Genomic DNA, 21,766 nt, shown 5'->3' with positions numbered 1-21,766 from the left:
CCAGAAAATTTCTGGGGGGCTTTTTTATAAGATACAGACTGGTCTTACTCAACCGTGACCGACTTAGCCAGGTTACGAGGCTGATCGACGTTGCAGCCGCGCAGTACGGCAATATGGTAAGAGAGTAGTTGCAAGGGCACTACCGATACGAGCGGCATCAGTACCTCACTGGTAGCGGGTACTTCGATGACGAACTCGGCCATGGCCGGAATTACCTGGTCGCCTTCAGTTACCACGGCAATGATGCGGCCTTTACGGGCTTTCACTTCCTGAATATTGGAAACAACCTTCTCGTAGGAACTGTCTTTGGTCGCGATAACTACGACTGGCATATTCTCGTCAATCAAAGCAATAGGGCCGTGCTTCATCTCAGCGGCAGGGTAGCCCTCAGCGTGGATGTAGCTAATTTCCTTTAGCTTAAGCGCGCCCTCTAATGCTACGGGGAAGTTGTAGCCCCGGCCCAGGTACAGGAAGTTTGGAACGTCTTTGAAGATTTCGGCAATCTGTTGAATCTCCGAATCGAGCAGCAAAGCTCGTTCTACTTTCGAGGGAATGTTGCTCAATTCCACCATGAACTCCCGCAGCTTTACGTCGGATAAGGTGCCGCGCTTGTGGCCTACTATCATGGCCAGCAGCGTAAGCACCGTTACCTGGGCCGTAAATGCCTTCGTGGAGGCTACACCTATTTCAGGGCCGGCATGGGTGTAAGCTCCCGCGTCGGTGGCGCGGGCAATGCTGCTGCCCACCACGTTGCAGACACCAAAAATGGTAGCGCCCTTGCTCTTTGCAAGCTCAATGGCAGCCAGCGTATCGGCCGTTTCGCCCGATTGGGAAATGGCAATAACAATATCACGCTCCGAAATAACCGGATTGCGGTAGCGAAATTCCGAGGCGTATTCTACTTCTACCGGAATACGCGCTAAGTCTTCGAGCAGGTATTCTGCTACCAATCCGGCGTGCCAGGAGGTACCACAAGCCACGATGATAATGCGCTGGGCATTCACAAACTTCTGCTCGTAAGCCCGCACGCCACCCATGTTCAAATGGCCGGCTTCCAATTCCAGACGGCCGCGCATGGAATCGAGGATAGAGCGAGGCTGCTCAAAGATTTCTTTGAGCATAAAGTGCTCGTAGCCACCTTTTTCTATGCTCTCCAGCTCCAGCTCCAGCTTCTGAATATAAGGCGTCTGGCTAACGTCCTCCTTCGAGCGGATTTCCAGCTTACCATCCCGAATCACGACTAGCTCATAGTCGTTTACATACACCACTTCGTTGGTGTACTCGATGATGGGCGTAGCGTCGGAGGCAAGAAAGAACTCGTCTTTTCCAATCCCGATAACCAACGGCGAACCTTTGCGGGCCGCAATCAACTGGTTAGGATTATCCTTACTTAAGACGACAATAGCATAAGCCCCTACTACTTCGTGCAACGCCAGGCGTACAGCCTCCTCCAGCGAGCAGCCGTTTTGCTTCTTGATTTCCTCAATCAGATTAACAAATACTTCAGTATCTGTATCTGATTGAAAGACATGTCCTTGCTGCTGCAAATGCGTTTTCAGCGCGGCATAGTTCTCAATAATGCCGTTATGAATAATGGCGATGCGCTCGGAAGTAGAGTAGTGTGGGTGAGCGTTGACATCGTTGGGCTCACCATGCGTGGCCCAGCGCGTGTGGCCCATCCCAATTTGAGCGTGCGTGTCTTTCGCCTCAATGAAATCAACGAGCTCCTGAACCTTACCTTTCTTCTTGTACACGTTTAGAGTACCATTGAGCAGGGCCACGCCGGCCGAGTCGTAGCCGCGGTATTCTAAGCGGCGCAAGCCTTTAATGATAATGGGGCAGGCTTCACGATAGCCGATGTAAGCAACAATTCCGCACATAGCGCGTCAGGAAATATAGTTTTTGGAAGAAAAAAGACGGCCCCGCCTCCGGCACAAAGGTCGTGCCGACGTGCTGGGGCCGCCTGGGGGGCAAATTGCTAGCGCAATTTAGAATAATAGACGCGGAGCGTGATGTTGTCAGCGTCGAGTACCGCTCGGTTGAGAGTAAGGGTGGGTAGTGTCCGAACTGTGGGAGAAAGAATAAGCGCAGCCGGGCGGGTGGCGTCCGGCTGGGTATAAATGTAGTTCTGTACGTAATTCGTGATCAGAACGCTATAATACTTATTGTTACTTCCCAGGTCGTAAAAACGAGCCTGAGCTTCCACGCGTTGTCCTTGACCGCCGATGCTGTCGCCAAATACTACCCGGTCTGTCCGAAAATTATTAGTTAAACCCTGTAGTACCTGGTTGTTGGCATTGGCTTCATACAGATATAGCCGCCGCGGCAACGGAAATAAAGCATTCGCAAATGGCTTCACGGGCACAATTAGCTCAGCTCGGTTGATGGCAATATCCTTACGATCTTTCAGCGCTTTCAGCCCCGCCGGAATGTCCAAGCGGGTGCCGAAACCGACGCCTTCCTGCACGTAGGTAATACCGCCCGTCTCAGAAGACGTTACCGCTGCTTGCCCGTTGGTAAGACGAGCAAAAGGTCCGGCTGCCGACAAATCGGTGGTTATCTGAGTGAAATAGCGCGGGGCATTCAGGTTGATACTTGTAGCTGCTTCGCTGGCTCCCCGGGGAGGGCTGCCAAAATAAACGGAATACGAACGCCACCTTCTTGGGGTAGTAGCATCATGGTAGTAAAACACGACCCGCAGATTGTTAGCCCGGTTGAAACCCACCATCGTTCCCGAGAAGTTATTGGTTGGCGCAACAGCCACGCCTTTCCAGAGAGCATCCAGTTGGGTCTGAGTGAAGGTTTCGTTTTGCAAGCCCGAAAAAACGCCCCCCAGTAGCCCTGGCGTTTGGCCAGGGCGTGAAAGCGCCAGCCTTACCGTGCGGTCTTGCACCGTTACGATAGCAGTAGCTGTATCGGTAGTGACGGTAGAAGCAATGCGCTGCCGCTCCCGCCGCGTCCGGTTGAGCGAGCCCGCGAGGTTGGTGCCAATCACCTGAGCCACTGGTACGGAGGTAGTTGCGTTGTAAGAACTCCGGTCGTCCAGTTTCTGCTGCAGGGCCGACACATCGAAGCGAACGGCCTGCGTCGCGCTACCATACACCTGGTCGAAGCTCATCACCATCACCGTCGAATCCAGCACGGTGCCGCTGAACTTGGCGGGTAGGGAATCAGCCGGCATATTCACCTGCAAATTCAGAAACGAGCGGGCCGTAGTAGTTCCCAAAGCTGCATCGCGCAGTCGGCCAACCAAAAAGTTGTCGGCTTTAAGCGTCTCCAGTGAGTCTTGCAGAATGGTGGCTACGGGCGCTTTGAACTCCTCGTAGTCAGTAGTGATGGGTGCCGTACCGGGTAGCTCTACCCGAATATCATTGGGGTCGTCGCAACTGGTAGTAAGCAGGAAGGCGGCGGAGAAGCAGAGGGTCGCGGTGAAGCGGAAGGCGCTAGCTGGCCAATTCATTATACAGCGCGTAGTAAGAAGTCAACAGGTTCTCGTCGGCGCCCACCTGACCGATGCACTTCTTCTGGGTGTTCTGGGCATACTCCGTGAACATAGCATTCATGTTGTCGCTGAAATCCTCATCAGACTTCACTACCGAGTCGGCATAGTCCATCCCGACTTTGATGAACCCTTCATAGTCGGCTGACTTCAGCGCGGCCAGCATTTTGTCATCAATGTCCAGCATCTTCGCCTTCTCAATGATGTCACCGCTGAATTTGTGAGCGAACTCATTGTTATAAATCGTGAACACCGACTTGGCATCCTTGAAAATCGGATCCTTCTTATAGGTCGTTTTCAGGTACATCGGAATCAGGCCGGTCATCCAGTCGTTGCAGTGAACGATGTCGGGGGCCCAGCCTAGCTTCTTCACGGTTTCGAGCACACCTTTGCAAAAGAAGATAGCGCGCTCGTCATTGTCGGCGTGAAACTTATCGTTTTTGTCCACCAGCACAGACTTGCGGTGGAAATAATCTTCATTATCGATGAAATAAACCTGAAGCTTGGCATTCGGAATAGAAGCCACCTTGATAATCAGCGGCTTCTCCTCTTCGCCCACGGCGATATTGATGCCCGATAAGCGAACTACCTCGTGCAACCGGTTCTTGCGCTCGTTGATAATGCCGAAACGGGGAACGAAAATGCGGATCTCCATCCCCATTTCCTGCATGCCTTGCGGCAACATCCGCAGAAACTCCGCTACCTTGGTCGTCTGCAAAAACGGGTTGATTTCCGTAGCAGCATAGAGTATTCTCAACTTGGACATATCGGGTTAGTAGAGGTGATTAAGTAAGAGGCAATAGTTTTGGATGCACAAAATTAAACATTTTTAAGCGGAATTTCAATAAAACCCACCTGCGGGTCCTTCCCCAGGCCTTCCACCTTATGGAGATACTGCAATCGGCCGCCGCGTTGCAAGCCCAAACCGAAAAATGGCGCCGCGATGGCCAACGCATCGGCTTAGTGCCTACTATGGGCGCGTTACACGCTGGCCACCTACAATTAGTACAGGCCGCCGCTGCTGAAAACGACGTAGTCGTGGTCAGTATTTTTGTAAACCCAACGCAGTTCAATAATGCCGATGACTTTCGTCTTTATCCGCGCCTGCCCGCAGCCGACGCTGCTTTACTAGCGCCAGCGGGCTGCACAGCGCTGTTTTTGCCCTCCGTGGAGGAAATGTACCCCCAGCCTAGCAGGCTCCGCTTCGACTTTGGCCCGCTAGAACAAGTAATGGAGGGAGCTCACCGCCCTGGCCATTTTAATGGGGTAGCTACGGTGGTAAGCAAGCTTTTTCATCTGGGCCGTCCGCATCGGGCTTATTTTGGCCAGAAGGATTTGCAGCAAGTCGCCATTATTCGCCAGCTGGTCGCCGACTTATCATTTGATCTGGACCTAATCAGCTTTGCGACGGTGCGCGAAGCCGACGGCCTGGCTATGTCATCGCGCAATCGGCGCTTATCAGCAGAGGCGCGAAAAATTGCCCCCCGGCTCTATGCGGCGCTACAATTGGGTGCCAAGCTCTTAGCGGAGGGCCGATCAGTAGATAGTGTGAAGGAAGATGTGTTTCGCTTTTTAGCCTTGGAGGAAGCTATCAAGCTAGAATATTTTGAGGTGGCCGATGCCCGCACCTTGCAGCCGATAGAAGGATGTTCTACAAGCCAAGACACCGCGCTTTGTATTGCTGCCTGGCTGGCCGAGGTACGCCTGATTGACAACGTGATGCTACAAAAACATGCACCCACTTCGTAGTGACTACTCATCTGTAACGACGGAAATGGCCCCGTACGTGCTCCGCCTGATGTAACGCAGATCAACAAAGCCGGCTAGGCAGTTAAAAAAGCCCCCAGGCAGGCCCAGTGCCAATATCAGGTGGTCTGGGGGGCTTTTTGTGCGTACTCTGCAAGCTGTCGAGGTGAGTGGGGAAAGCGGGTCGAGGGAGCATGTAAGGCCTGAACTCCTATCTTTGCCGCCCTTATTCCACCCGCATTTCCTTCTATGCATATTGAGGTTTTAAAGTCTAAAATTCACCGCGCCAAAGTCACGCAGGCCGAACTGCATTACGTTGGCAGCATCACCATTGACGAGGACTTGCTCGACGCTGCCAATATGGTAGAAAACGAGAAAGTAACGGTGGTAAACGTGAACAATGGGGAGCGGTTTGAAACCTATACCATTCGCGGGGAGCGCGGCTCGGGGATGGTGTGCCTCAACGGCCCCGCCGCCCGGCGCGTAGCCGTAGGAGACATCGTTATCGTGTTTTCGTACGCCCTCATCGACTTCGCGGAAGCGCGCGCTCACAAGCCCACGCTTGTCTTTCCCGATCAGCATAATCGGGTAGTGTAGATTAAATGGCTACATAGTTGGATAGTTATATGGCTGATCGTGCAACGTATTGATTGGTAGAACAAGCAGCCATTTAACCAACCATTTAACAATTCAATCAGCAAGCATGAAGCAAGTGCTCACTATACTTAAATACGCGCTGCTGTTAGCCTTATCGGGGCTGCTGATGTGGTATGCGGTGCGTGGGCAGGATATGAGCCGTATCGGCGAATATGTGCGGGAGGCTGATTACTTCTGGCTGTTCGTCACTATGCTTTTGTCGGTACTGGGGTATCTGAGCCGGGCTTATCGGTGGAAAATGCAGCTAGACCCAATTGGTCACAAAGCCTCCTACTGGGATGTATATCATGCCATGATGGTAGGTTACCTGGCTAATCTGGTGCTGCCACGCATGGGAGAGGTGATTCGCTGCTCCGTGCTGCGTCGTAGTAGTGGGGTGCCCGTGCAAGTGTCGTTGGGAACCGTCATTGCGGAGCGCGTTATTGATGTGCTGCTGCTGCTGGGGCTGCTGGGGGCTACGCTGCTGCTGGAATTTGATAAGTTCTGGTCGTATGTAATGGGGTTGCTGACTGATAATTACGAGTCATTTGCTGCCCACCAAACGACCTTGCTAGCCATTGCTGCCATTGCCTTGGTTCTGCTGCTGCTGACTGCTTACGCGCTGTTTAAAAATCTGGAGCGGCTGCGGCAGAACGCGTTTTTCAACCGTATTGTCGGTTTGGCGAGGGGGCTGTTATCAGGGGTATTTAGTGTGCTGAAGCTCGAGAATAAAGGTGTGTTTCTAGCGCATACACTCTTTACCTGGCTGGTTTATTATTTAATGGATTACCTGGCTTTTTTCGCCTTCGCCGAAACCTATAACCTAAGCATGCTGGCTGCTTTGGCAGTGCTTACCTTCGGGGCCTTTGGGATGGCGGCGCCGGTGTCAGGGGGCATCGGAGTATTTCACGTACTGGTGCAAGCCACGCTGCTCGTGTATGGGGTTTCGAAAGAAGCCGGTATCGCATACGCGCTGGTAGTGCACGGGTCTCAAACCTTACTGGTGGTCCTGATGGGCGGGGTTAGCTTCGTATTGAGTATGGTAAAATCAGGCCGGATAGCGCGCCGCGGTGCCGCGGCGTTAGCCGTAGCCACAACTGCCGATGTGGAGTAAGGATAAGATTGTTGCTCGTAATGACCTAGCCTCGTTGCTGGCGCGGTGGCGCGCCGAAGGCCGCCCGGTGGTTTTCACTAATGGCTGCTTCGATTTGCTTCACTTAGGGCACGTCGATTACCTGGAGAAGGCGCGCCACTTGGGTGGGGCTTTAGTCGTAGGCCTGAACACTGACGCTTCTGTCAGCTGTCTGAAACCGGGCAGGCCACTACAGGACGAAATGTCACGGGCGCGCATCCTGGCGTCCCTTTTGTTCGTGGATGCTGTAGTGCTGTTCGATGAGCCCACTCCACTAGCTCTCATTGAGCTGGTTGAGCCCGACATTCTGGTGAAGGGCGATGACTACGCTATCAGTGGAATTGTGGGCCACGAATTAGTGTTAAATAATGGCGGGCAAGTACTCACCGTACCACTCGTAGCTGGCTACAGTACCACGCGGATCGTGGAGCGCATACGTCAGCTTCCTTCTTAACCTTTACTTTACTCTTCAAGCCCATGTATCTATTCCTCATTCTGGCGATGGTTGTAAGCTGGCTGATTCAGTGGCGCTTGCGCAGCAAGTTCTCTGAATACGCCAAGATTGGCCTCCAATCAGGCTTGTCCGGTAAGCAAATAGCCGAGCTTATGCTGGCCGACCACGGTATTACCGACGTGCGCGTTATTTCTGCCGAAGGCCGCCTCACCGACCACTATAACCCCGCTGATAAGACGGTAAACTTGAGCGAAGCCGTGTACGAAGAGCGTTCGGCCGCCGCCGCCGCTGTTGCGGCGCATGAGTGCGGCCACGCCGTGCAGCACGCCACGGCTTACAGCATGTTGCAGTTCCGCTCCGCTATGGTGCCCGCCTTGAGCGCCGTGTCGAGGTTTATGCCCTTCATTCTCATTGCTGGCGTGTTTATGATCAACAGGTCGCTGATCCCGTTAGGTGTAGGCATTGCCCTGTTCTCGCTCACCACGCTCTTCTCTTTCGTCACTTTGCCCGTTGAGTTCGATGCTTCTAAGCGGGCTTTAGCCTGGATTGATAAGCGTGGTATCGTGACGACCACGGAGCATGCAATGGCTAAAGATGCTCTTTGGTGGGCGGCTATGACGTATGTTGTAGCAGCGCTCAGCTCCCTGGCCACGCTGCTTTACTACGTCAGCATCTTCATGGGCGGCCGCAGCCGTAACTAACACTGACGAGTAACTGCCCTTAATAGATTCAGATATTAAAAAAGCCCCTCAGAGGTATTGGGGGGCTTTTTTGATTTTTACGCAAGACATTTGTACCACGAGTTTGGTTATGTGTGTAGCCACATGACGCCCGAATGAGCGTAATTTGCCTTTCTCTGCCGAGGTAGTGATTAATTTTCCACCCACGTTTCCCACCCAAGCTTTTTACGAATGGATTTTCAGTTCACCGAAGAACAACTAGCCGTACAAGCGGCGGCCCGCGACTTTGCCCAATCCGAGCTTTGGGCCGGCGTTATTGAGCGCGACGAACACCAAAAGTTTCCTGCCGAGCAAATCAAGAAAATGGGTGAGCTCGGTTTCATGGGTATGATGGTCAGCCCGGAGTACGGCGGCGGCGGCATGGACACCGTGTCGTATGTGCTGGCGATGGAGGAAATCTCGAAGGTTGATGCTTCCTGCTCGGTTATTATGTCGGTGAATAACTCGCTGGTATGCTGGGGCCTGGAGAAATATGGCACCGAAGAGCAAAAGCAGAAATATCTGCCCCGCCTGACCAGCGGCGAAATTATCGGTGCTTTCTGTCTCTCGGAGCCGGAAGCCGGCTCCGACGCCACCATGCAGCGCACCACCGCCGAGGACATGGGCGACCATTACCTGCTCAACGGCACCAAAAACTGGATAACCAACGGCTCGACGGCCTCAGTGTATCTGGTAATTGCCCAGACGAATCCGGAGCTAAAGCACCGCGGCATCAACGCGCTTATCATAGAGAAAGACACGCCCGGCTTCGTGGTTGGCCTGAAGGAAAACAAGCTGGGTATTCGCGGCTCCGACACGCACTCCCTCATGTTTACGGACGTGAAGGTGCCCAAGGAAAACCGCATTGGCGAAGACGGCTTCGGTTTCAAATTCGCCATGCATGTGCTGGCTGGGGGGCGTATTGGTATTGCTGCCCAGGCACTGGGTATTGCTTCCGGAGCATTTGAGTTAGCACTGAAGTACTCCAAAGAACGTAAGGCATTTGGCGTTGAAATCGCTAAGCATCAGGCCATTCAGTTCAAGCTGGCCGACATGGCTACCGATATTGACGCGGCCCGTCTGCTTTGTCTGCAAGCTGCCCAGGACAAGGACAACCATGTGGACTATACCAAATCGGGGGCTATGGCTAAGCTGTTTGCCTCCAAGGTAGCAATGGATACCACCGCAGAGGCCGTGCAAGTGCATGGAGGTTACGGATTTGTGAAAGAGTTCCACGTAGAGCGCTTCTACCGCGACGCCAAAATCACCCAGATTTACGAAGGAACTTCCGAGATTCAGAAAATTGTAATCTCGCGGGAATTATTAAAATAAGAAGTTCGTAGCTTAAAATTCAGATTATTTGCATTAAACCCAGTCATAAAATGACTGGGTTTTTCGTTTTTGTGAATTTTTATATGTTGTTTTGCATTGTCTAAGTTTAGACGGCTGTGCGGCTCCCTAGATATTCCTACCCAAAACATCCCTGAATATGGAAGATTACAATAAAGTGATTGAATCGCTTGGTGTACGTTACATCAAGGCGAAGAACCTGGTATTGCAACAGCCGTTTACGGTGCGCAATTATTACGATGTTGGTAACAACCTGATTTTGCTGCACAAAGGCCACATTGCTTTCGGCGATGAGGAGCAAGCAGTAGAAGAAGGTGAAATGCTGTTCATTCCGGGTGGTCGTGCCACGAAAGTGAACTACGGCGGCTCGGGGGGCAAATTGATTACCAACGACGACCTGATCAGCAATAAGGACAAGTTTTTTCACTCAAACTCTGACCTCGACCTCATCGGCGACGCGGAAGAAAGCCATAGCCACGTAAGCTTTGAGGCCAAGGTATTTGACTCAGTGAACTTCTTCGCCTCACTGGACGTGCCGGCTTTTCTGATTACGAACAACTCCAAGCTGGCTAACCTGGTCATCAAGGTAGTAGAAGAGAGCTTGCAGGAGCTACCGGGCCGTGAGCGTCTCATCACGATCTACACCGAGAATATCGTGGTGGAAATCGTGCGCTACATCCTGAAAAACAAGATGTTCGTGGAGCAACTGGCTACTAACAGCACGTACTTTAAGGACCCACGTCTGATTGACCTGTTTAACTATATCAAGGAGAACATCGGTGGGGACTTGTCGAACAAGGTGCTGTCGAGCGTGGCCAACGTGTCGGAAGACTACGTAGGTCAGTACTTCAAGATGCTGACCGGCATCAATCCCCAGGATTACATTGAATACCAGCGCATGGAGCGCGCCGTGTTCCTGTTGCGCACTACCAAGAAGAGCATCCGCGACATCGGCAAGGAAGTAGGCTACAAAGACACGGCATATTTCTGCCGCCGCTTCAAGATGATGTTTGGAATTCCGGCTGGCAAGATGCGCCGCCGCGAATCGGCTATGAACATTTAATCACGGATCTAATCGGATTCTCCGGATTACACGGATTAGCTAACTAGCGTGAATTTGAAAAAAGCCCCCCAGAAAATTTCCGGGGGGCTTTTTTGATGCTTAAGATGCTTCTGCTTTTTGAAAACCTGGTTCAGACGGTATCCAATACAGCGTTAAAGTGTTGAATAACCCTGGACATCTCAGCCAGAAACTGGGGTGCTTTTTCTATCTGATTTCCGACTACAATCACATCAGCACCCGCCTCTAAGGCCGCTTGGGCTTTCTCCGTAGTATTGATACCGCCGCCAACCAGCACGGGTACCTCCACCGCCTCCCGCACCGCCCGAATCATAGCCGGTGCCACCGGGTACATAGCGCCACTGCCTCCATCAAGATATATCAGGCGTAGCCCTAGCTGTTCGCCGGCCATCGCCGTGCAGGCCGCGATACTAGGTTTATCGTAGGGCAGGGGCGTGGTGCCGCTCATGTAGCTGGCGGTAGTCTGGCGGCCACTATCCACGAGCATATAGCCGGTGGGCAAAATTTCCAGGTTGCTGGCTCTTAACAGAGGCGCCGCCACTACGTGTTGACCAATCAGGAAATCAGGGTTGCGGCCCGAAATCAGTGATAATAGCAAAATGCCGTCGGCTTGGGTATCCAAGTGCAGGCTATGACTCGGAAAGAGCAGCACCGGCACAGGGCTATGATTTTTTATAAAAGAAATGAGCGACGCCTGGTGAGCATTCATCACCAGGCTGCCGCCCACAAAAAAGTAATCGATAGGGTGAGTCTCGCTCAGCGCCAGCAAATGCCGACAGCCGGCCTCGTCCAGTTGGTCGGGGTCGAGGAGCACAGCCAGAGATTTCTGGCCGCGCTGGCGGCGGTTGCTAAGCGTTTCATAGAGACTGCTGTGGCGCATCCGCGTCGTCGTGGTGATAGGTAAAGTCAATATCCTTGGTTTCCGGCTCCCTGTGCATATGCGTCACGGTTGGAATGTTCGCAAGGTCGGAATTTTTGTTCACTGGCAAATAATCACTGACCTTTTTGGCTATGTATGCCATCAAAACAGCTGTCACCTGGGCCGTTAGCACCTTGCCTGTATCTGACTGCAGAAAGCTTTGCAGCACAGAAGCGACCATATTAGGCTGTTTGTTGGCAAACTGCTGGTTCGCATCAAACGCTGAAACCGGCAAGCGGCGGGCGTCGTCATAAGCGAGGGGTGGAAACGGGTCAGTCTCGGCGGAAGCGTGGTATACATCAGGTGCCAGATCAGCCCGGCCGGTGGCCGCGTACTGTTGCCCACGGTCGAACTGGTGGCCGCCACCGAAGCCATGGTCATCGTCAACATTGTGACGGCTGGCTTGGTGCACCACCGGATTAGCAACATAAGGCGCCCGATGAGCGTTTTTACTCTGCTTCTTTTCCTGCTTTTCCCGCTTTTTCTGCGCCTTGCGAGCCAAGCGGTCATCCTCAAACTCTTCGAAGCCTTCGTCGTCGTCTTCCGAATCGCCTCGGCTGCGAAACGCTTTAGAAATCAGCCAAATGCCCCCCAGAATGCCTGCCCCGATGGCAGCATACTTGCCTGCCTCCTGGGTTTTCTCCTTAATGTGGTCTACGTCGCCCAGCAGGGCACGCTCGTATTCAAGCTTCTGGCGCTCCAGAAATTCCTTTTCGTCCTCGAATAACGGGTTGTGTAGCTCTGCCATGAGTTAATTACGCTTATCAGATTTGTAAATCGTGTTGTCCAACGTCTTATCGGCCAGGCCCTGAAACAGCTTCTTGTCTACTCCTACCACAAAGATGATCAGCAGTACCAAGTAAAAGCCCGCTATTATCCCGAAGCCCCAGTACGGGCTGTCGAGCGCGTCGTTGAGAAGCAAGCCTAGAAATACATTTAGAAAAATGAAGAAAAACAGTCCAATTATTGCCATCGTGACACCGTGCGCAGTCGCCACGAAGGCCAGTTTTGCTTTTTCCTGCGCTTCGAGGCGCACCAGATCGATGCGCGTATCGAGGTAGCCTTTCAGGTTGCCTATCAGGCTGTCATTGGGGGGCGTTTTAGAGTCGTCGTCGAAAGCCATACGGCGGAGGATAGAATGGAAAGAAAAGTTGTTAGTAGGTCGGAGGCCGAAAAAAGCGCGTAGGGGCTGGTTTTTCAAGCCATTTGCACATACGAAAAAGGCGGGTTTGTGTCTGAAAAATGAATTACTTTTACCCTATACTGCCGTGTTTTGAGTCAGAATCATTATCAAGTTTTAGGTGTTGGAACCACGGCCTCGGCCCCCGACATAAAAGCGGCCTATAAGCGGCTGGCTATCCAATACCACCCCGATAAGCACGGCGGTAGCACCCGATTTGAGGAGCAGTTTAAGGCCGTAAACGCCGCTTACCGGGTACTCTCCGATGCGGGTCGCCGGGCTGCTTACGACCACCAATTGCGCCGCGCGGCCCACGTGCAGGAGTTGCAGCGCCAGCAGCAGGCCTATCGTCAGCAGGGCCAGCGCGTGTATGGCGTGCCTATGCCACCCCCGCCGGCCCCCATGCGCACGCGCACCCCGGCAGGGTCGGCGGAGCGTCATTACCGCACTATCCCCAAGCGCCGAAAGTTTACCCGACGCGACTTTCTGCTTACGGCTGGGTTTATTGGGCTATTTGTGCTGTTTGTATTTTCGGTAAAAGCGACCATGGACCACGTAACAGCCGTGGGTAATTATGACGATGGCCTGCGCGCTTACGCCGACGGGGAGTGGAGCACGGCGCACAGCTTTTTCTCCGAAGCGCTGCACTTCAAGCCCGACTACACGGAGGCCCTTCGCCGCCGCGCTGAAATCACGGAGCTGATTTATCATCAGCCGGCCGTTGCACAAAACGATTACCGCGCCGCGCTGCCCCATACCACGCGCCCCGCCGACCGCGCTTTTATTCTGCACCGTTTGGGGCGCTATGAAGCGCGGACCCAGCAGCCCGCCTTGGCCGATCAGCTCTTAACTCAAGCGGTAGCGCTGGACTCGACGCGGGCAGGCGCCTGGATACTACGGGGCGAAATACGGCTGCTCACCAAGCGGCAATTTAGTCTGGCTGTCCGCGACCTGAGCACGGGCCTGCGTCAGCGTACCGTGGCGGGCCGGGCCCCGACGCTTTATGCACTCACCTTGCGGGGCCTGGCCCACTACCGCCTCGGCGACTACGCCCGCGCTCAACAGGATTATCAGCTGGTAGCTAATGCCAACCCTACTAATGGTCAGGTGCACTACCTGTTGGGGCGCGTGGCTCAGCGCCAGGGCCAGCTTGCCGAAGCGTGCGCAGCCTTCACGCAGGCGGTACGGCTAGGCTATAGCTTTGCCAGTGCCGCCCAGCGGCAAAGCTGTCGGTAAAGCAACATTGACCACGTAAAAAAGCCCCCCAGATCTATCGTTAGATAACAGGGGGGCTTTTTTACGTGGCTTGCTTGTCTGCTGAAGCAAGTAGTGAGTTGATTGGAAACAGAAGAAAGCTTTTAAAAATCAGATCCACGCATCAGTAATGCCAGCGCACAAAAGCTTCAATGGCTTCGTACTCAGGCAAACCTAGGCGGTCGTAAATCTGAGCGGTGGTGCGGTTGCGCTCTTCGGCCCGCTGCCAGAACTCGCGCTGGTCAGCCCCCGGAAACAGCGGCCTGTCCTTCTGCGACTGATGCTTGAAGATGGCCCGTCGCTTGCGCGTTAGCTCCTCCGGACTGATAGGCACGGCCATTTCAATCTGATCCACGTCCCATTCCTGCCAGGCACCGCGGTAAAGCCACACCCAACAATCCTGTAGCCAATCGGCACCTTCCGCTTTCAGCCGCTGTACCGCCTGAAAAATGGCCGACAGACAAACGCGGTGCGTGCCGTGCGGATCGGATAAGTCGCCGGCGGCATAAATCTGCTGGGGCCTGATTTTATTGAGCAAATCAACGGTAAGCTGAATATCCTCTTCGCCTAGAGGCTTTTTGCGTACTCGCCCGGTTTCATAAAACGGCAGATCCATGAAGTGCGCATTCGCGTCGGGCACGCCAGCGTACCGGCACGCCGACTTTGCCTCACCTCGCCGGATCAAGCCTTTAATCTGCTGCACCTCGGCCGAATCGACCTGACCGGGAGCCTTATTCTGAAGAACGTCAACGACGCGCCTGTATAAGGTTTCAGCGGGCTGCTCATGAAGGCGGAAGGCTTCATCATAATCGGCCACAAACTCGGCGAAGCGAATGGCCTCTTCATCAAATACCGCGATGTTGCCCGACGTTTGGTAAGCCACATGCACCTCGTGGCCCTGATCAACCAAGCGCAGCAAGGTGCCGCCCATCGATATTACATCATCATCGGGGTGGGGACTAAAAATGAGCACCCGCTTCGGAAATGGCTCGGCCCGCTCGGGGCGGTGCGAGTCGTCAGCGTTAGGTTTGCCCCCCGGCCAACCCGTAATGGTATGCTGCAACTCATTAAACACCTTGATATTAATGCTATACGCCTGCCCCGATTCGGCCAGCAAACCCGAGAGGCCGTTCTCGTTGTAGTCTTCGTCAGTGAGTTTGAGAATCGGTTTCTGCAACTGCCGGGCAAGCCAGGTTACGGCTTTTCGCACGAAAGCGGCATCCTGCCAGTTGCAGGGCAGATCGGCCAGCCACGGCGTTTTGCGGACCGTCAGCTCGGCTCCGGCGGCCTCATCCAGCACGACGCGCACGTTGGGATGCTTCTGCAGATACGTAGCCGGCACCGAGTCCGTCATGTCGCCTTCTACCATGCGCTTAATCACGGCGGCTTTGCCCTCGCCCCAGGCCAGCAACACTACTTCGTGGGCTTCCAGAATGGTACCCACCCCCATGGTAATGGCGCGGCGCGGCACGTTTTCCTCCCCATAAAAGTCGCTGGCCGCGTCGGTGCGGGTAATATGATCGAGCGTGATAAGGCGGGTGCGCGAGGCGGCCCCTGAACCCGGCTCATTAAAACCAATATGCCCCGTGCGCCCGATACCCAGAATCTGTAAGTCGATGCCGCCAGCTTCCCGGATCTGCTCCTCATAGCGGCGGCAGAACTCCGCTACTTCCTCCACTGGCACAGTTCCATCGGGGATGTGCACATTAGTGACCGGAATATCGATATGATCAAACAAGTACTCCCGCATGAAGCGCACATAGCTCTGTAAGGAGTCAGGAGCCATCGGAAAGTACTCGTCCAGATTGAACGTGACAACATTCTGGAAGCTCAGCCCTTCCTGCTGGTGCAGACGCACCAGTTCCTCGTAAAGGCGAGTGGGAGTGGAGCCCGTCGCCAGCCCCAGCACACAAGTCCGCCCTTCAGCAGCCCGCTGCCGAATCAGGCTAGCTATGTCTTGAGCCACTGCCACGGAAGCTTGCTCCGAGTCGGGGTAAACTGTAGTAGGGATGCGTTCGGTGGATGCGTCGAGTGAGTTCATAGATGAGAGCAAGAATGTGGCGCAACGGTAGTGCAGCTAAGCGAATGCTAAGCCGATACAGCGTGTATTTGGCTGGAAAAGAACTAAAAAAAAGGCTTTTAATGCGTATAAAGCCCGATATTTTATAAATTCTTTACATCAGGCCCATAGAGAACCCCATAGAAACAGTTCAGCCCACGCCCAGTAGCTGCTCATCAATGGTAGCTTATAGAGGCTTTCCCGCCTTTCGTGTAGAAAATAAAGTGGATATGCGGGCCATTATACGCTTAGCAAATGCACAGCACAGCTTTAGCACTTGCTTCGCCTCGTAGTTAGGCTAAAAACTTCGGGCTCCAGAGTAGGTTGGCACCCAGAATACCACCATGCTATACCTAACCATACAGCCTGAAAATAAAAAAACCCTCTCCGCTAATTTGCGAAGAGGGTTTCTATTGTGGTAACGGTTGGAATCGAACCAACGACACCAGCATTTTCAGTGCTGTGCTCTACCGACTGAGCTACGTTACCAACTTTCCTTCGTCCTTTACGGCCTAGGAGTGGCAAAAGTAGTAAACCAAAAGCAAGCTGCAAGACTTACCTTAAAAAAGTTTTCACCTAAAACCTTAAATTTGTTAGGCATAACGAGTACTTTTCGGTCTGACCTACCATCCTACTTCCCTCCCGTGACTATCGAAAACATCATTTTCCTGCTGATAGCCATTGCTGGCTTCGGCTTATTTGCTTGGCAAGCGCGAAAGATCCGCGCTAATATCTTGGTGGGCCGCGACCGGGATATGTCGGGCAATATCGGGGAGCGGCTGCAAAAAACCTTGCTGGTGGCTTTTGGTCAGCAGAAAATGTTCAAGCGTATTACGCCTGCCCTGTTGCATTTGGTAGTGTACGTGGGGTTTTTGGTGATTAATGTTGAGGTGATTGAGATTGTAATTGATGGCGTGTTTGGGACGCACCGTGTTTTGCAGTTTCTGGGGCCGGTGTACGACGTGCTGATGGCCACCAACGAGATTCTGGGGGCGCTGGTAATTTTAGCAGTTATTGCCTTCTGGTGGCGGCGCAATGTAAAGAAAGTTCGACGCTTTTCCGGGCCTGAGATGCGGGCCTGGCCGCGCATTGATGCGGATATGATTCTTTATATCGAGGTGGTGCTGATGGTAGCGCTGTTTGTAATGAACACATCTGATTTGAAGTGGCATCGCCTGCAAAACCTGGAGATGCCGGGGGCTTTTCCCATTAGCTCACTGCTGCTGGGCATATTCCCCAGCGACCTGAACTTGCTGCATTTTCTGGAGCGCGCGGGCTGGTGGGCGCACATCGTAGGCATTCTGATTTTCCTGAATTACCTGCCGAGCAGCAAGCACTTTCACATTATCCTGGCGTTCCCAAACGTTTACTATTCGCGACTGGTGCCGCAGGGGCAGTTCTCGAACGTGGACAGCATTACCCACGAGGTAAAAGCCATGATGGACCCCAGCTACGAGGTGCCTGCTCCGCCCGTGGGTCCCGACGGCTCGGCGCTTGCGCCTACCTCATTTGGGGCTAAAGATGTGGAGGATTTGGCCTGGACCAACCTGCTCAATGCCTACTCCTGCACGGAGTGCGGACGCTGCACGGCTTCCTGCCCGGCTAATATCACCGGCAAGCTGCTCTCGCCGCGTAAGATTATCATGGACACCCGCGACCGGATGGAGGAGAAGTACAACTCTCCGCTGATTTTTCAGCCTAACATCTATGGTGACGAAAGCAAAGGTACCGAGCGGGTAAAAGTGGAGGCTGATCAACACACGCTGCTGCGTGGCAAAGTGACGCCCGAGGAGCTGTGGGCCTGCACCACCTGCAACGCTTGTGTAGAATCGTGCCCGGTAAACATTAACCCGCTGGAGACCATCATTGAGCTGCGCCGCTTCTTGGTGTTGGAAGAGTCGGCCGCGCCGGCGTCATTAAACACGATGTTCTCTAATATTGAGAACAATGGTGCGCCTTGGGCTTTCTCGCCCTCCGACCGCTTCAATTGGGCCGACGAGTTGTATGTAGCGGAGAAGGAAGCAGTGAACGCATAACATAGAACGTCATACTGACGAAAGGAGGCATCTCGCGTGTTTAGTTAGATGACTACTCTATCATCAGCACGCGAGATGCTTCCTTTCGTCAGCATGACAAACAATATTAAAACTCAAAAAATAAATGACTGAGCAAATCACCAAGCGTCAAGTTACCGTTCCCGTCATGGCCGATTTGGCTGCCCGCGGCGAGCAGCCCGAAATTCTGTTTTGGGTGGGTTGTGCCGGTGCCTTTGATGATCGTTATAAGCGTGTAACCCGTGCTTTCGTGCGCATTCTGGAGCACGTAGGCATCAAGTACGCCGTACTGGGCATGGAAGAAACCTGCACCGGCGACCCTGCCAAGCGCGCCGGCAACGAGTTCCTGTTCCAGATGCAGGCCATGCAGAACATCACCACCCTGGATGGCTACCAGATCAAGAAAATCGTGACGGCCTGCCCGCACTGCTTCAACACGATTAAGAATGAATATCCGGCACTGGGGGGCAATTATGAGGTCATTCACCACAGCACTTTCCTGCAGCAGCTCATCAACGAAGGCAAAGTAGGCGTAGCCGGCGGTGGCGAGTTTAAAGGCCGGCGCATCACCTTCCACGATTCCTGCTACCTGGGCCGCGCCAACAATATCTACGAAGCGCCCCGCGACGTGCTGGCCACCCTCGACGCCGACCTGGTGGAAATGAAGCGGAGCCGCGCCAATGGCCTGTGCTGCGGTGCCGGGGGCGCGCAGATGTGGAAAGAAGCTGAGCCCGGCAATAAAGAAGTGAACATTGAGCGCACAGAAGAAGCCCTGTTCACGCTGGATGGCAACGCGCCGGCCCTAGCCCAGACCCGCGGTGTGGAAGATGGTAATGCCGGTGCTACGCCGAGCCCGCGCGCCAACGCGCAGGGGGCAATTATTGCCGTATCGTGTCCTTTCTGCATGACTATGATGAGCGACGGCGTGAAGAATAAGGAGCGCGAGTCGGATGTACAGGTTTTCGATTTGGCGGAATTGATAGCCAGTGCTGAAGGTCTGAATGCCTAGCGTCGAGCCTGAAGGCATTTTTGTTTATTCGAAACAGCCTCGCCGGAACTTCCCGGCGAGGCTGTTTCTTTGTATGAGTATCGCGTGTATTTCCAGGTCCCAAGCTCTTTCTCTATGTTCGTTCCATTCGAAGAATTGCCCCCCAGCGCCCGCGTTTGGATTTATCAGGCCGACCGACCGCTTATGGGCACAGAGCTAGCAGCTGTTGAGCCCGCGCTGGCGCAGTTCGCGGCCGAGTGGACCAGCCACGGCCGTATGCTGCGCGCTTCGGCGGCATTTCGGCACGGGCAGTTTTTGGTATTGGGACTTGATGAGGAGGTAGCCGGTGCAAGTGGCTGCTCCATTGATGCCTCCGTGCGCTTCGTGCGCGGCCTGGAGGAGCAATTGGGCGTGAGCCTGCTGGAAAAGTCTCACTTAGCTTTCCTTATTAACGGTCAAGTGCAGCTACTTGACCGTCGTGAGCTGCGGCAGGCGGTAGCCACCGGCCAGCTCCAGCCCGAAACACCCTACTTCGACAATACCATTGCCCAACACGGAAAGCTAGCAGCGGCGTGGCCCGCACCCGCCGTCCAGACTTGGCTGGCTAAATACTTTCAGCCCTCGCCTCAGCGTTAAACGTACGGCTCCACTCCTGCCGAAACTTAGTATTATTGCCCGGCATAACAGCATTGCTGATTTACGCCGAGCGCCTTCTCCTTCCTACCGCCTTCCTTCTATGAAGAATTCTATGCTTGTATGGGCTGCCGCCGGATCAGTGGCTGCGTTGGGCCTTAGCGGCTGCGCAACCTCCGAATCCGGGACGAAAGCCGACAAACGCTTTGCTCGCGGTGAATATGAAACGGCTATTGCCTTATACAAAGCGCAGGCAGAACGGGGCAAAAATGCCCCCCAGAGCAATTTTCGGGTAGGCGAGTCGTATCGTCTTTCCAACCGCATCGAGCAGGCCGAGCTATACTATAAAATGGCCGTTGGAGCGGGGTTGAAGAATGCTGATGCCGGTTTTTATTACGGATTGGCACTGAAAGCTAATGGCAAATACGACGAGGCGGCTGCTCAATTTGATGACTACGTAAAGCTGGGCACCAACCGCGCCCTAGCGGCTCGGGCCGAGATAGAAGCCAAAAACGTGCGTCTGAGCAAAGAGCTTTCAGCGCAGACAACGCGCGATGAAATACAGGTGCTTGATCAGGTTAACTCCGAGTCGGCCGACTTCAGCGCCACCATGATTCCGGATACCAAGGAAATTGTGTTTGCCTCAGGCCGGGATGGGAAGAAGTACCTGGGTAATGGAGAAGGGTTTAACGATCTGTATGCCATTCGCTTTGATGATGCGGAGAAGATGACCGGCGGCACCATCCGCAAGCTGGAACCTATCTTCAACACCGAAGGCATGCACGAAGCTAGTGCTACTTATGCTCCCGATGGCAAGATGGTCGTGTTTGCCCGCTCGAATAGCGGCAAGAAAAAGGGGTATCTGAGCGTGGACTTGTGGGCTTCTTACTTCCGCAGCGGTGCCTGGACTGAGCCGGCGCTCATTAACATCAACGACCGCACCACCGACGACTTCTCGCCCGTTTTCTCCCCCGATGGCGAAACGCTGTACTTCGCTTCCGGTCGCAAAGGCGGCGAAGGAGGCACCGACCTTTACAAGGCCACGATAGCCGCCAACGGCCGTTTCGCCCCCGCCGAAAACCTCGGTCCTGAAATTAATACGCCCGGCAATGAGAGCTTCCCCGCCATTGCCCCCGATGGCACGCTGTTTTTCTCTTCGGATGGGCATCCGGGCTTAGGCAAGCTGGACGTTTTCGTAGTTGACAAGGGCAAAGTGCGCAACCTGGGCGCGCCCATGAACAGCAGCGGCGATGATTTTGCCCCCTACTTCACGGGCCAGAACGTGGGCGTGTTTTCCTCTAACCGTGCCGGTGGCAAAGGCAGCGACGACCTGTACCGCTTCCGCCGCAACACCACCAAGCTGGTTAATTTCTTCGTGGATGGCACCGTGCTGGAGCGCGACACTAAAACCGGTGCCACCCAGCCCGTAGCCTCCGAAAACGTGGAGCTTTTTGCCAACGGCGGCCGTAAAATTCTGGAAGCTACCACCGGACCAGATGGTAAGTTTAGCTTCAAGCTGGACTCGGCTACTACGTATGCCCTGGTGGCTGACCGGCCCGCCTACTTTACGGCCCGCACGTCGGTAACGACGGTGGGAAAGATGCCCGCCCAGGATCAGCTGCCGGAGTTGGTAAATGATATTCGGCTGCCCGTGACGCTCACGCTCAATAAAATCGTGAAGAACGTGGCCATTGTAGTCGAGAATATCTTCTACGATTACAATAAAGCTGATATCCGGCCCGACGCGGCTACAGAGCTGGATAAGCTGGTTGAAACCCTGAATGATAACCCCAAAATCACCATTGAGCTAAGCTCCCACACCGACTCGCGCGGTAAGGACGCCTATAACGCCAGCTTATCACAGCGCCGCGCCCAGTCGGCCGTCGATTATATTATCTCCAAAGGTGTTGTTAAAGAGCGCATTACAGCCAAGGGCTATGGTGAAACGCAACCAGTAGTTCGCAACGCTAAAACTGAGGAGCAGCACCAGCGCAACCGCCGCACCGAGTTCAAAGTGACGCGCATTGCCGAATAAGGATTTTATACCTCCAAAAAAGCCNCC

General features: G+C 54.0%; 19 protein-coding genes and 1 tRNA gene. 12 read left to right on the top strand and 8 right to left on the bottom strand.

Translation table 11 applies throughout. The features are described 5' to 3' along the window. Positions 1-44: 44 nt before the first annotated feature. The 3 genes from glmS to B9A24_RS01935 all read right to left on the bottom strand — a co-directional run bounded on the left by glmS (position 45) and on the right by B9A24_RS01935 (position 4,265). The gene (gene glmS, locus B9A24_RS01945) at positions 45-1,880 is read right to left on the bottom strand and encodes a glutamine--fructose-6-phosphate transaminase (isomerizing) (protein ID WP_084443444.1); all 1,836 of its coding nucleotides are present in this window, start codon (positions 1,878-1,880) and stop codon (positions 45-47) included. A 98-nt stretch (positions 1,881-1,978) separates the two neighbouring features. After that, positions 1,979-3,460, bottom strand: a complete 1,482-nt coding sequence (locus tag B9A24_RS01940) for a DUF4270 family protein (protein ID WP_084443443.1) — start codon at positions 3,458-3,460, stop codon at positions 1,979-1,981. Then, complete coding sequence (locus tag B9A24_RS01935; RefSeq protein WP_084443442.1) at positions 3,444-4,265, bottom strand: glycogen/starch synthase; 822 nt, start codon at positions 4,263-4,265, stop codon at positions 3,444-3,446. The genes B9A24_RS01940 and B9A24_RS01935 overlap by 17 nt, the downstream gene beginning before the upstream one ends. A gap of 119 nt (positions 4,266-4,384) precedes the next feature. Here B9A24_RS01935 and panC point away from each other — a divergent pair, with 119 nt between their 5' ends. The 7 genes from panC to B9A24_RS01900 all read left to right on the top strand — a co-directional run bounded on the left by panC (position 4,385) and on the right by B9A24_RS01900 (position 10,599). Further along, positions 4,385-5,248 carry a pantoate--beta-alanine ligase gene (gene panC / locus B9A24_RS01930; protein ID WP_084443441.1) on the top strand — a complete coding sequence of 288 codons (864 nt, stop codon included), beginning with the start codon at positions 4,385-4,387 and terminating at the stop codon, positions 5,246-5,248. Between the two features lie 246 nt (positions 5,249-5,494). After that, on the top strand, positions 5,495-5,842 hold the full coding sequence (panD, locus tag B9A24_RS01925) for an aspartate 1-decarboxylase (protein ID WP_084443440.1): 348 nt from the start codon (positions 5,495-5,497) through the stop codon (positions 5,840-5,842). Between the two features lie 106 nt (positions 5,843-5,948). Further along, positions 5,949-6,995, top strand: coding sequence for a lysylphosphatidylglycerol synthase transmembrane domain-containing protein (locus B9A24_RS01920; protein ID WP_084443439.1), 1,047 nt, complete (start codon positions 5,949-5,951; stop codon positions 6,993-6,995). Further along, positions 6,985-7,467, top strand: coding sequence for a D-glycero-beta-D-manno-heptose 1-phosphate adenylyltransferase (gene rfaE2 / locus B9A24_RS01915; RefSeq protein WP_084443438.1), 483 nt, complete (start codon positions 6,985-6,987; stop codon positions 7,465-7,467). The genes B9A24_RS01920 and rfaE2 overlap by 11 nt, the downstream gene beginning before the upstream one ends. A gap of 23 nt (positions 7,468-7,490) precedes the next feature. Beyond that, positions 7,491-8,168: a zinc metallopeptidase gene (locus tag B9A24_RS01910; RefSeq protein WP_084443437.1), complete on the top strand. Its 678-nt coding sequence runs from the start codon at positions 7,491-7,493 to the stop codon at positions 8,166-8,168. 210 nt (positions 8,169-8,378) lie between these two features. Continuing rightward, on the top strand, positions 8,379-9,518 hold the full coding sequence (locus B9A24_RS01905; protein WP_084443436.1) for an acyl-CoA dehydrogenase: 1,140 nt from the start codon (positions 8,379-8,381) through the stop codon (positions 9,516-9,518). A 157-nt stretch (positions 9,519-9,675) separates the two neighbouring features. Further along, positions 9,676-10,599, top strand: a complete 924-nt coding sequence (locus B9A24_RS01900; RefSeq protein ID WP_084443435.1) for a helix-turn-helix domain-containing protein — start codon at positions 9,676-9,678, stop codon at positions 10,597-10,599. 130 nt (positions 10,600-10,729) lie between these two features. Here B9A24_RS01900 and B9A24_RS01895 read toward each other — a convergent pair whose 3' ends face one another. From B9A24_RS01895 to B9A24_RS01885, 3 genes are read right to left on the bottom strand one after another with little or no spacing between them, the layout of a single operon-like run. Then, positions 10,730-11,497: a phosphoglycerol geranylgeranyltransferase gene (locus tag B9A24_RS01895; RefSeq protein WP_084443434.1), complete on the bottom strand. Its 768-nt coding sequence runs from the start codon at positions 11,495-11,497 to the stop codon at positions 10,730-10,732. Then, the gene (locus B9A24_RS01890) at positions 11,475-12,284 is read right to left on the bottom strand and encodes a hypothetical protein (protein ID WP_084443433.1); all 810 of its coding nucleotides are present in this window, start codon (positions 12,282-12,284) and stop codon (positions 11,475-11,477) included. The genes B9A24_RS01895 and B9A24_RS01890 overlap by 23 nt, the downstream gene beginning before the upstream one ends. A gap of 3 nt (positions 12,285-12,287) precedes the next feature. Then, on the bottom strand, positions 12,288-12,659 hold the full coding sequence (locus tag B9A24_RS01885; protein ID WP_084443432.1) for a phage holin family protein: 372 nt from the start codon (positions 12,657-12,659) through the stop codon (positions 12,288-12,290). A 150-nt stretch (positions 12,660-12,809) separates the two neighbouring features. Between B9A24_RS01885 and B9A24_RS01880 the strand changes: the two genes are divergently transcribed. After that, positions 12,810-13,952, top strand: coding sequence for a J domain-containing protein (locus B9A24_RS01880; RefSeq protein ID WP_143434703.1), 1,143 nt, complete (start codon positions 12,810-12,812; stop codon positions 13,950-13,952). Positions 13,953-14,094: 142 nt separating this feature from the next. Here the strand turns inward: B9A24_RS01880 and nagB are convergent, their stop codons facing one another. Both nagB and B9A24_RS01870 read right to left on the bottom strand, forming a co-directional pair. After that, positions 14,095-16,011 (bottom strand): glucosamine-6-phosphate deaminase, encoded by a 1,917-nt coding sequence (nagB, locus tag B9A24_RS01875; protein ID WP_084443430.1) that lies wholly within the window; start codon positions 16,009-16,011, stop codon positions 14,095-14,097. A 434-nt stretch (positions 16,012-16,445) separates the two neighbouring features. Beyond that, positions 16,446-16,518, bottom strand: a tRNA-Phe gene (locus B9A24_RS01870). 155 nt (positions 16,519-16,673) lie between these two features. Between B9A24_RS01870 and B9A24_RS01865 the strand changes: the two genes are divergently transcribed. From B9A24_RS01865 to B9A24_RS01850, 4 genes are all read left to right on the top strand, one after another. Beyond that, positions 16,674-18,065, top strand: a complete 1,392-nt coding sequence (locus B9A24_RS01865) for a 4Fe-4S dicluster domain-containing protein (RefSeq protein WP_084443429.1) — start codon at positions 16,674-16,676, stop codon at positions 18,063-18,065. A gap of 166 nt (positions 18,066-18,231) precedes the next feature. Continuing rightward, positions 18,232-19,092, top strand: coding sequence for a (Fe-S)-binding protein (locus tag B9A24_RS01860; RefSeq protein WP_084443446.1), 861 nt, complete (start codon positions 18,232-18,234; stop codon positions 19,090-19,092). Between the two features lie 114 nt (positions 19,093-19,206). Further along, positions 19,207-19,707 carry a hypothetical protein gene (locus B9A24_RS01855; protein ID WP_084443428.1) on the top strand — a complete coding sequence of 167 codons (501 nt, stop codon included), beginning with the start codon at positions 19,207-19,209 and terminating at the stop codon, positions 19,705-19,707. Between the two features lie 100 nt (positions 19,708-19,807). After that, positions 19,808-21,739 (top strand): CHU_0125 family OmpA-like outer membrane integrity protein, encoded by a 1,932-nt coding sequence (locus B9A24_RS01850; protein WP_234996909.1) that lies wholly within the window; start codon positions 19,808-19,810, stop codon positions 21,737-21,739. The last annotated feature ends 27 nt before the right edge of the window (positions 21,740-21,766 follow it).

Source organism: Hymenobacter roseosalivarius DSM 11622, from assembly GCF_900176135.1.
GTDB lineage: Bacteria > Bacteroidota > Bacteroidia > Cytophagales > Hymenobacteraceae > Hymenobacter > Hymenobacter roseosalivarius.
Note: the sequence above shows the minus strand (reverse complement) of the source record. Positions and strands in the feature narration are given on the sequence as shown.

Bases quoted from the DNA above. Each gene is read 5' to 3' on its own strand.
- glmS (WP_084443444.1), bottom strand. From the start codon at position 1,880: ATGTGCGGAATTGTTGCTTACATCGGCTATCGTGAAGCCTGCCCCATT.
- B9A24_RS01940 (WP_084443443.1), bottom strand. From the start codon at position 3,460: ATGAATTGGCCAGCTAGCGCCTTCCGCTTCACCGCGACCCTCTGCTTC.
- B9A24_RS01935 (WP_084443442.1), bottom strand. From the start codon at position 4,265: ATGTCCAAGTTGAGAATACTCTATGCTGCTACGGAAATCAACCCGTTT.
- panC (WP_084443441.1), top strand. From the start codon at position 4,385: ATGGAGATACTGCAATCGGCCGCCGCGTTGCAAGCCCAAACCGAAAAA.
- panD (WP_084443440.1), top strand. From the start codon at position 5,495: ATGCATATTGAGGTTTTAAAGTCTAAAATTCACCGCGCCAAAGTCACG.
- B9A24_RS01920 (WP_084443439.1), top strand. From the start codon at position 5,949: ATGAAGCAAGTGCTCACTATACTTAAATACGCGCTGCTGTTAGCCTTA.
- rfaE2 (WP_084443438.1), top strand. From the start codon at position 6,985: ATGTGGAGTAAGGATAAGATTGTTGCTCGTAATGACCTAGCCTCGTTG.
- B9A24_RS01910 (WP_084443437.1), top strand. From the start codon at position 7,491: ATGTATCTATTCCTCATTCTGGCGATGGTTGTAAGCTGGCTGATTCAG.
- B9A24_RS01905 (WP_084443436.1), top strand. From the start codon at position 8,379: ATGGATTTTCAGTTCACCGAAGAACAACTAGCCGTACAAGCGGCGGCC.
- B9A24_RS01900 (WP_084443435.1), top strand. From the start codon at position 9,676: ATGGAAGATTACAATAAAGTGATTGAATCGCTTGGTGTACGTTACATC.
- B9A24_RS01895 (WP_084443434.1), bottom strand. From the start codon at position 11,497: ATGCGCCACAGCAGTCTCTATGAAACGCTTAGCAACCGCCGCCAGCGC.
- B9A24_RS01890 (WP_084443433.1), bottom strand. From the start codon at position 12,284: ATGGCAGAGCTACACAACCCGTTATTCGAGGACGAAAAGGAATTTCTG.
- B9A24_RS01885 (WP_084443432.1), bottom strand. From the start codon at position 12,659: ATGGCTTTCGACGACGACTCTAAAACGCCCCCCAATGACAGCCTGATA.
- nagB (WP_084443430.1), bottom strand. From the start codon at position 16,011: ATGAACTCACTCGACGCATCCACCGAACGCATCCCTACTACAGTTTAC.
- B9A24_RS01860 (WP_084443446.1), top strand. From the start codon at position 18,232: ATGGCCGATTTGGCTGCCCGCGGCGAGCAGCCCGAAATTCTGTTTTGG.
- B9A24_RS01855 (WP_084443428.1), top strand. From the start codon at position 19,207: ATGTTCGTTCCATTCGAAGAATTGCCCCCCAGCGCCCGCGTTTGGATT.
- B9A24_RS01850 (WP_234996909.1), top strand. From the start codon at position 19,808: ATGAAGAATTCTATGCTTGTATGGGCTGCCGCCGGATCAGTGGCTGCG.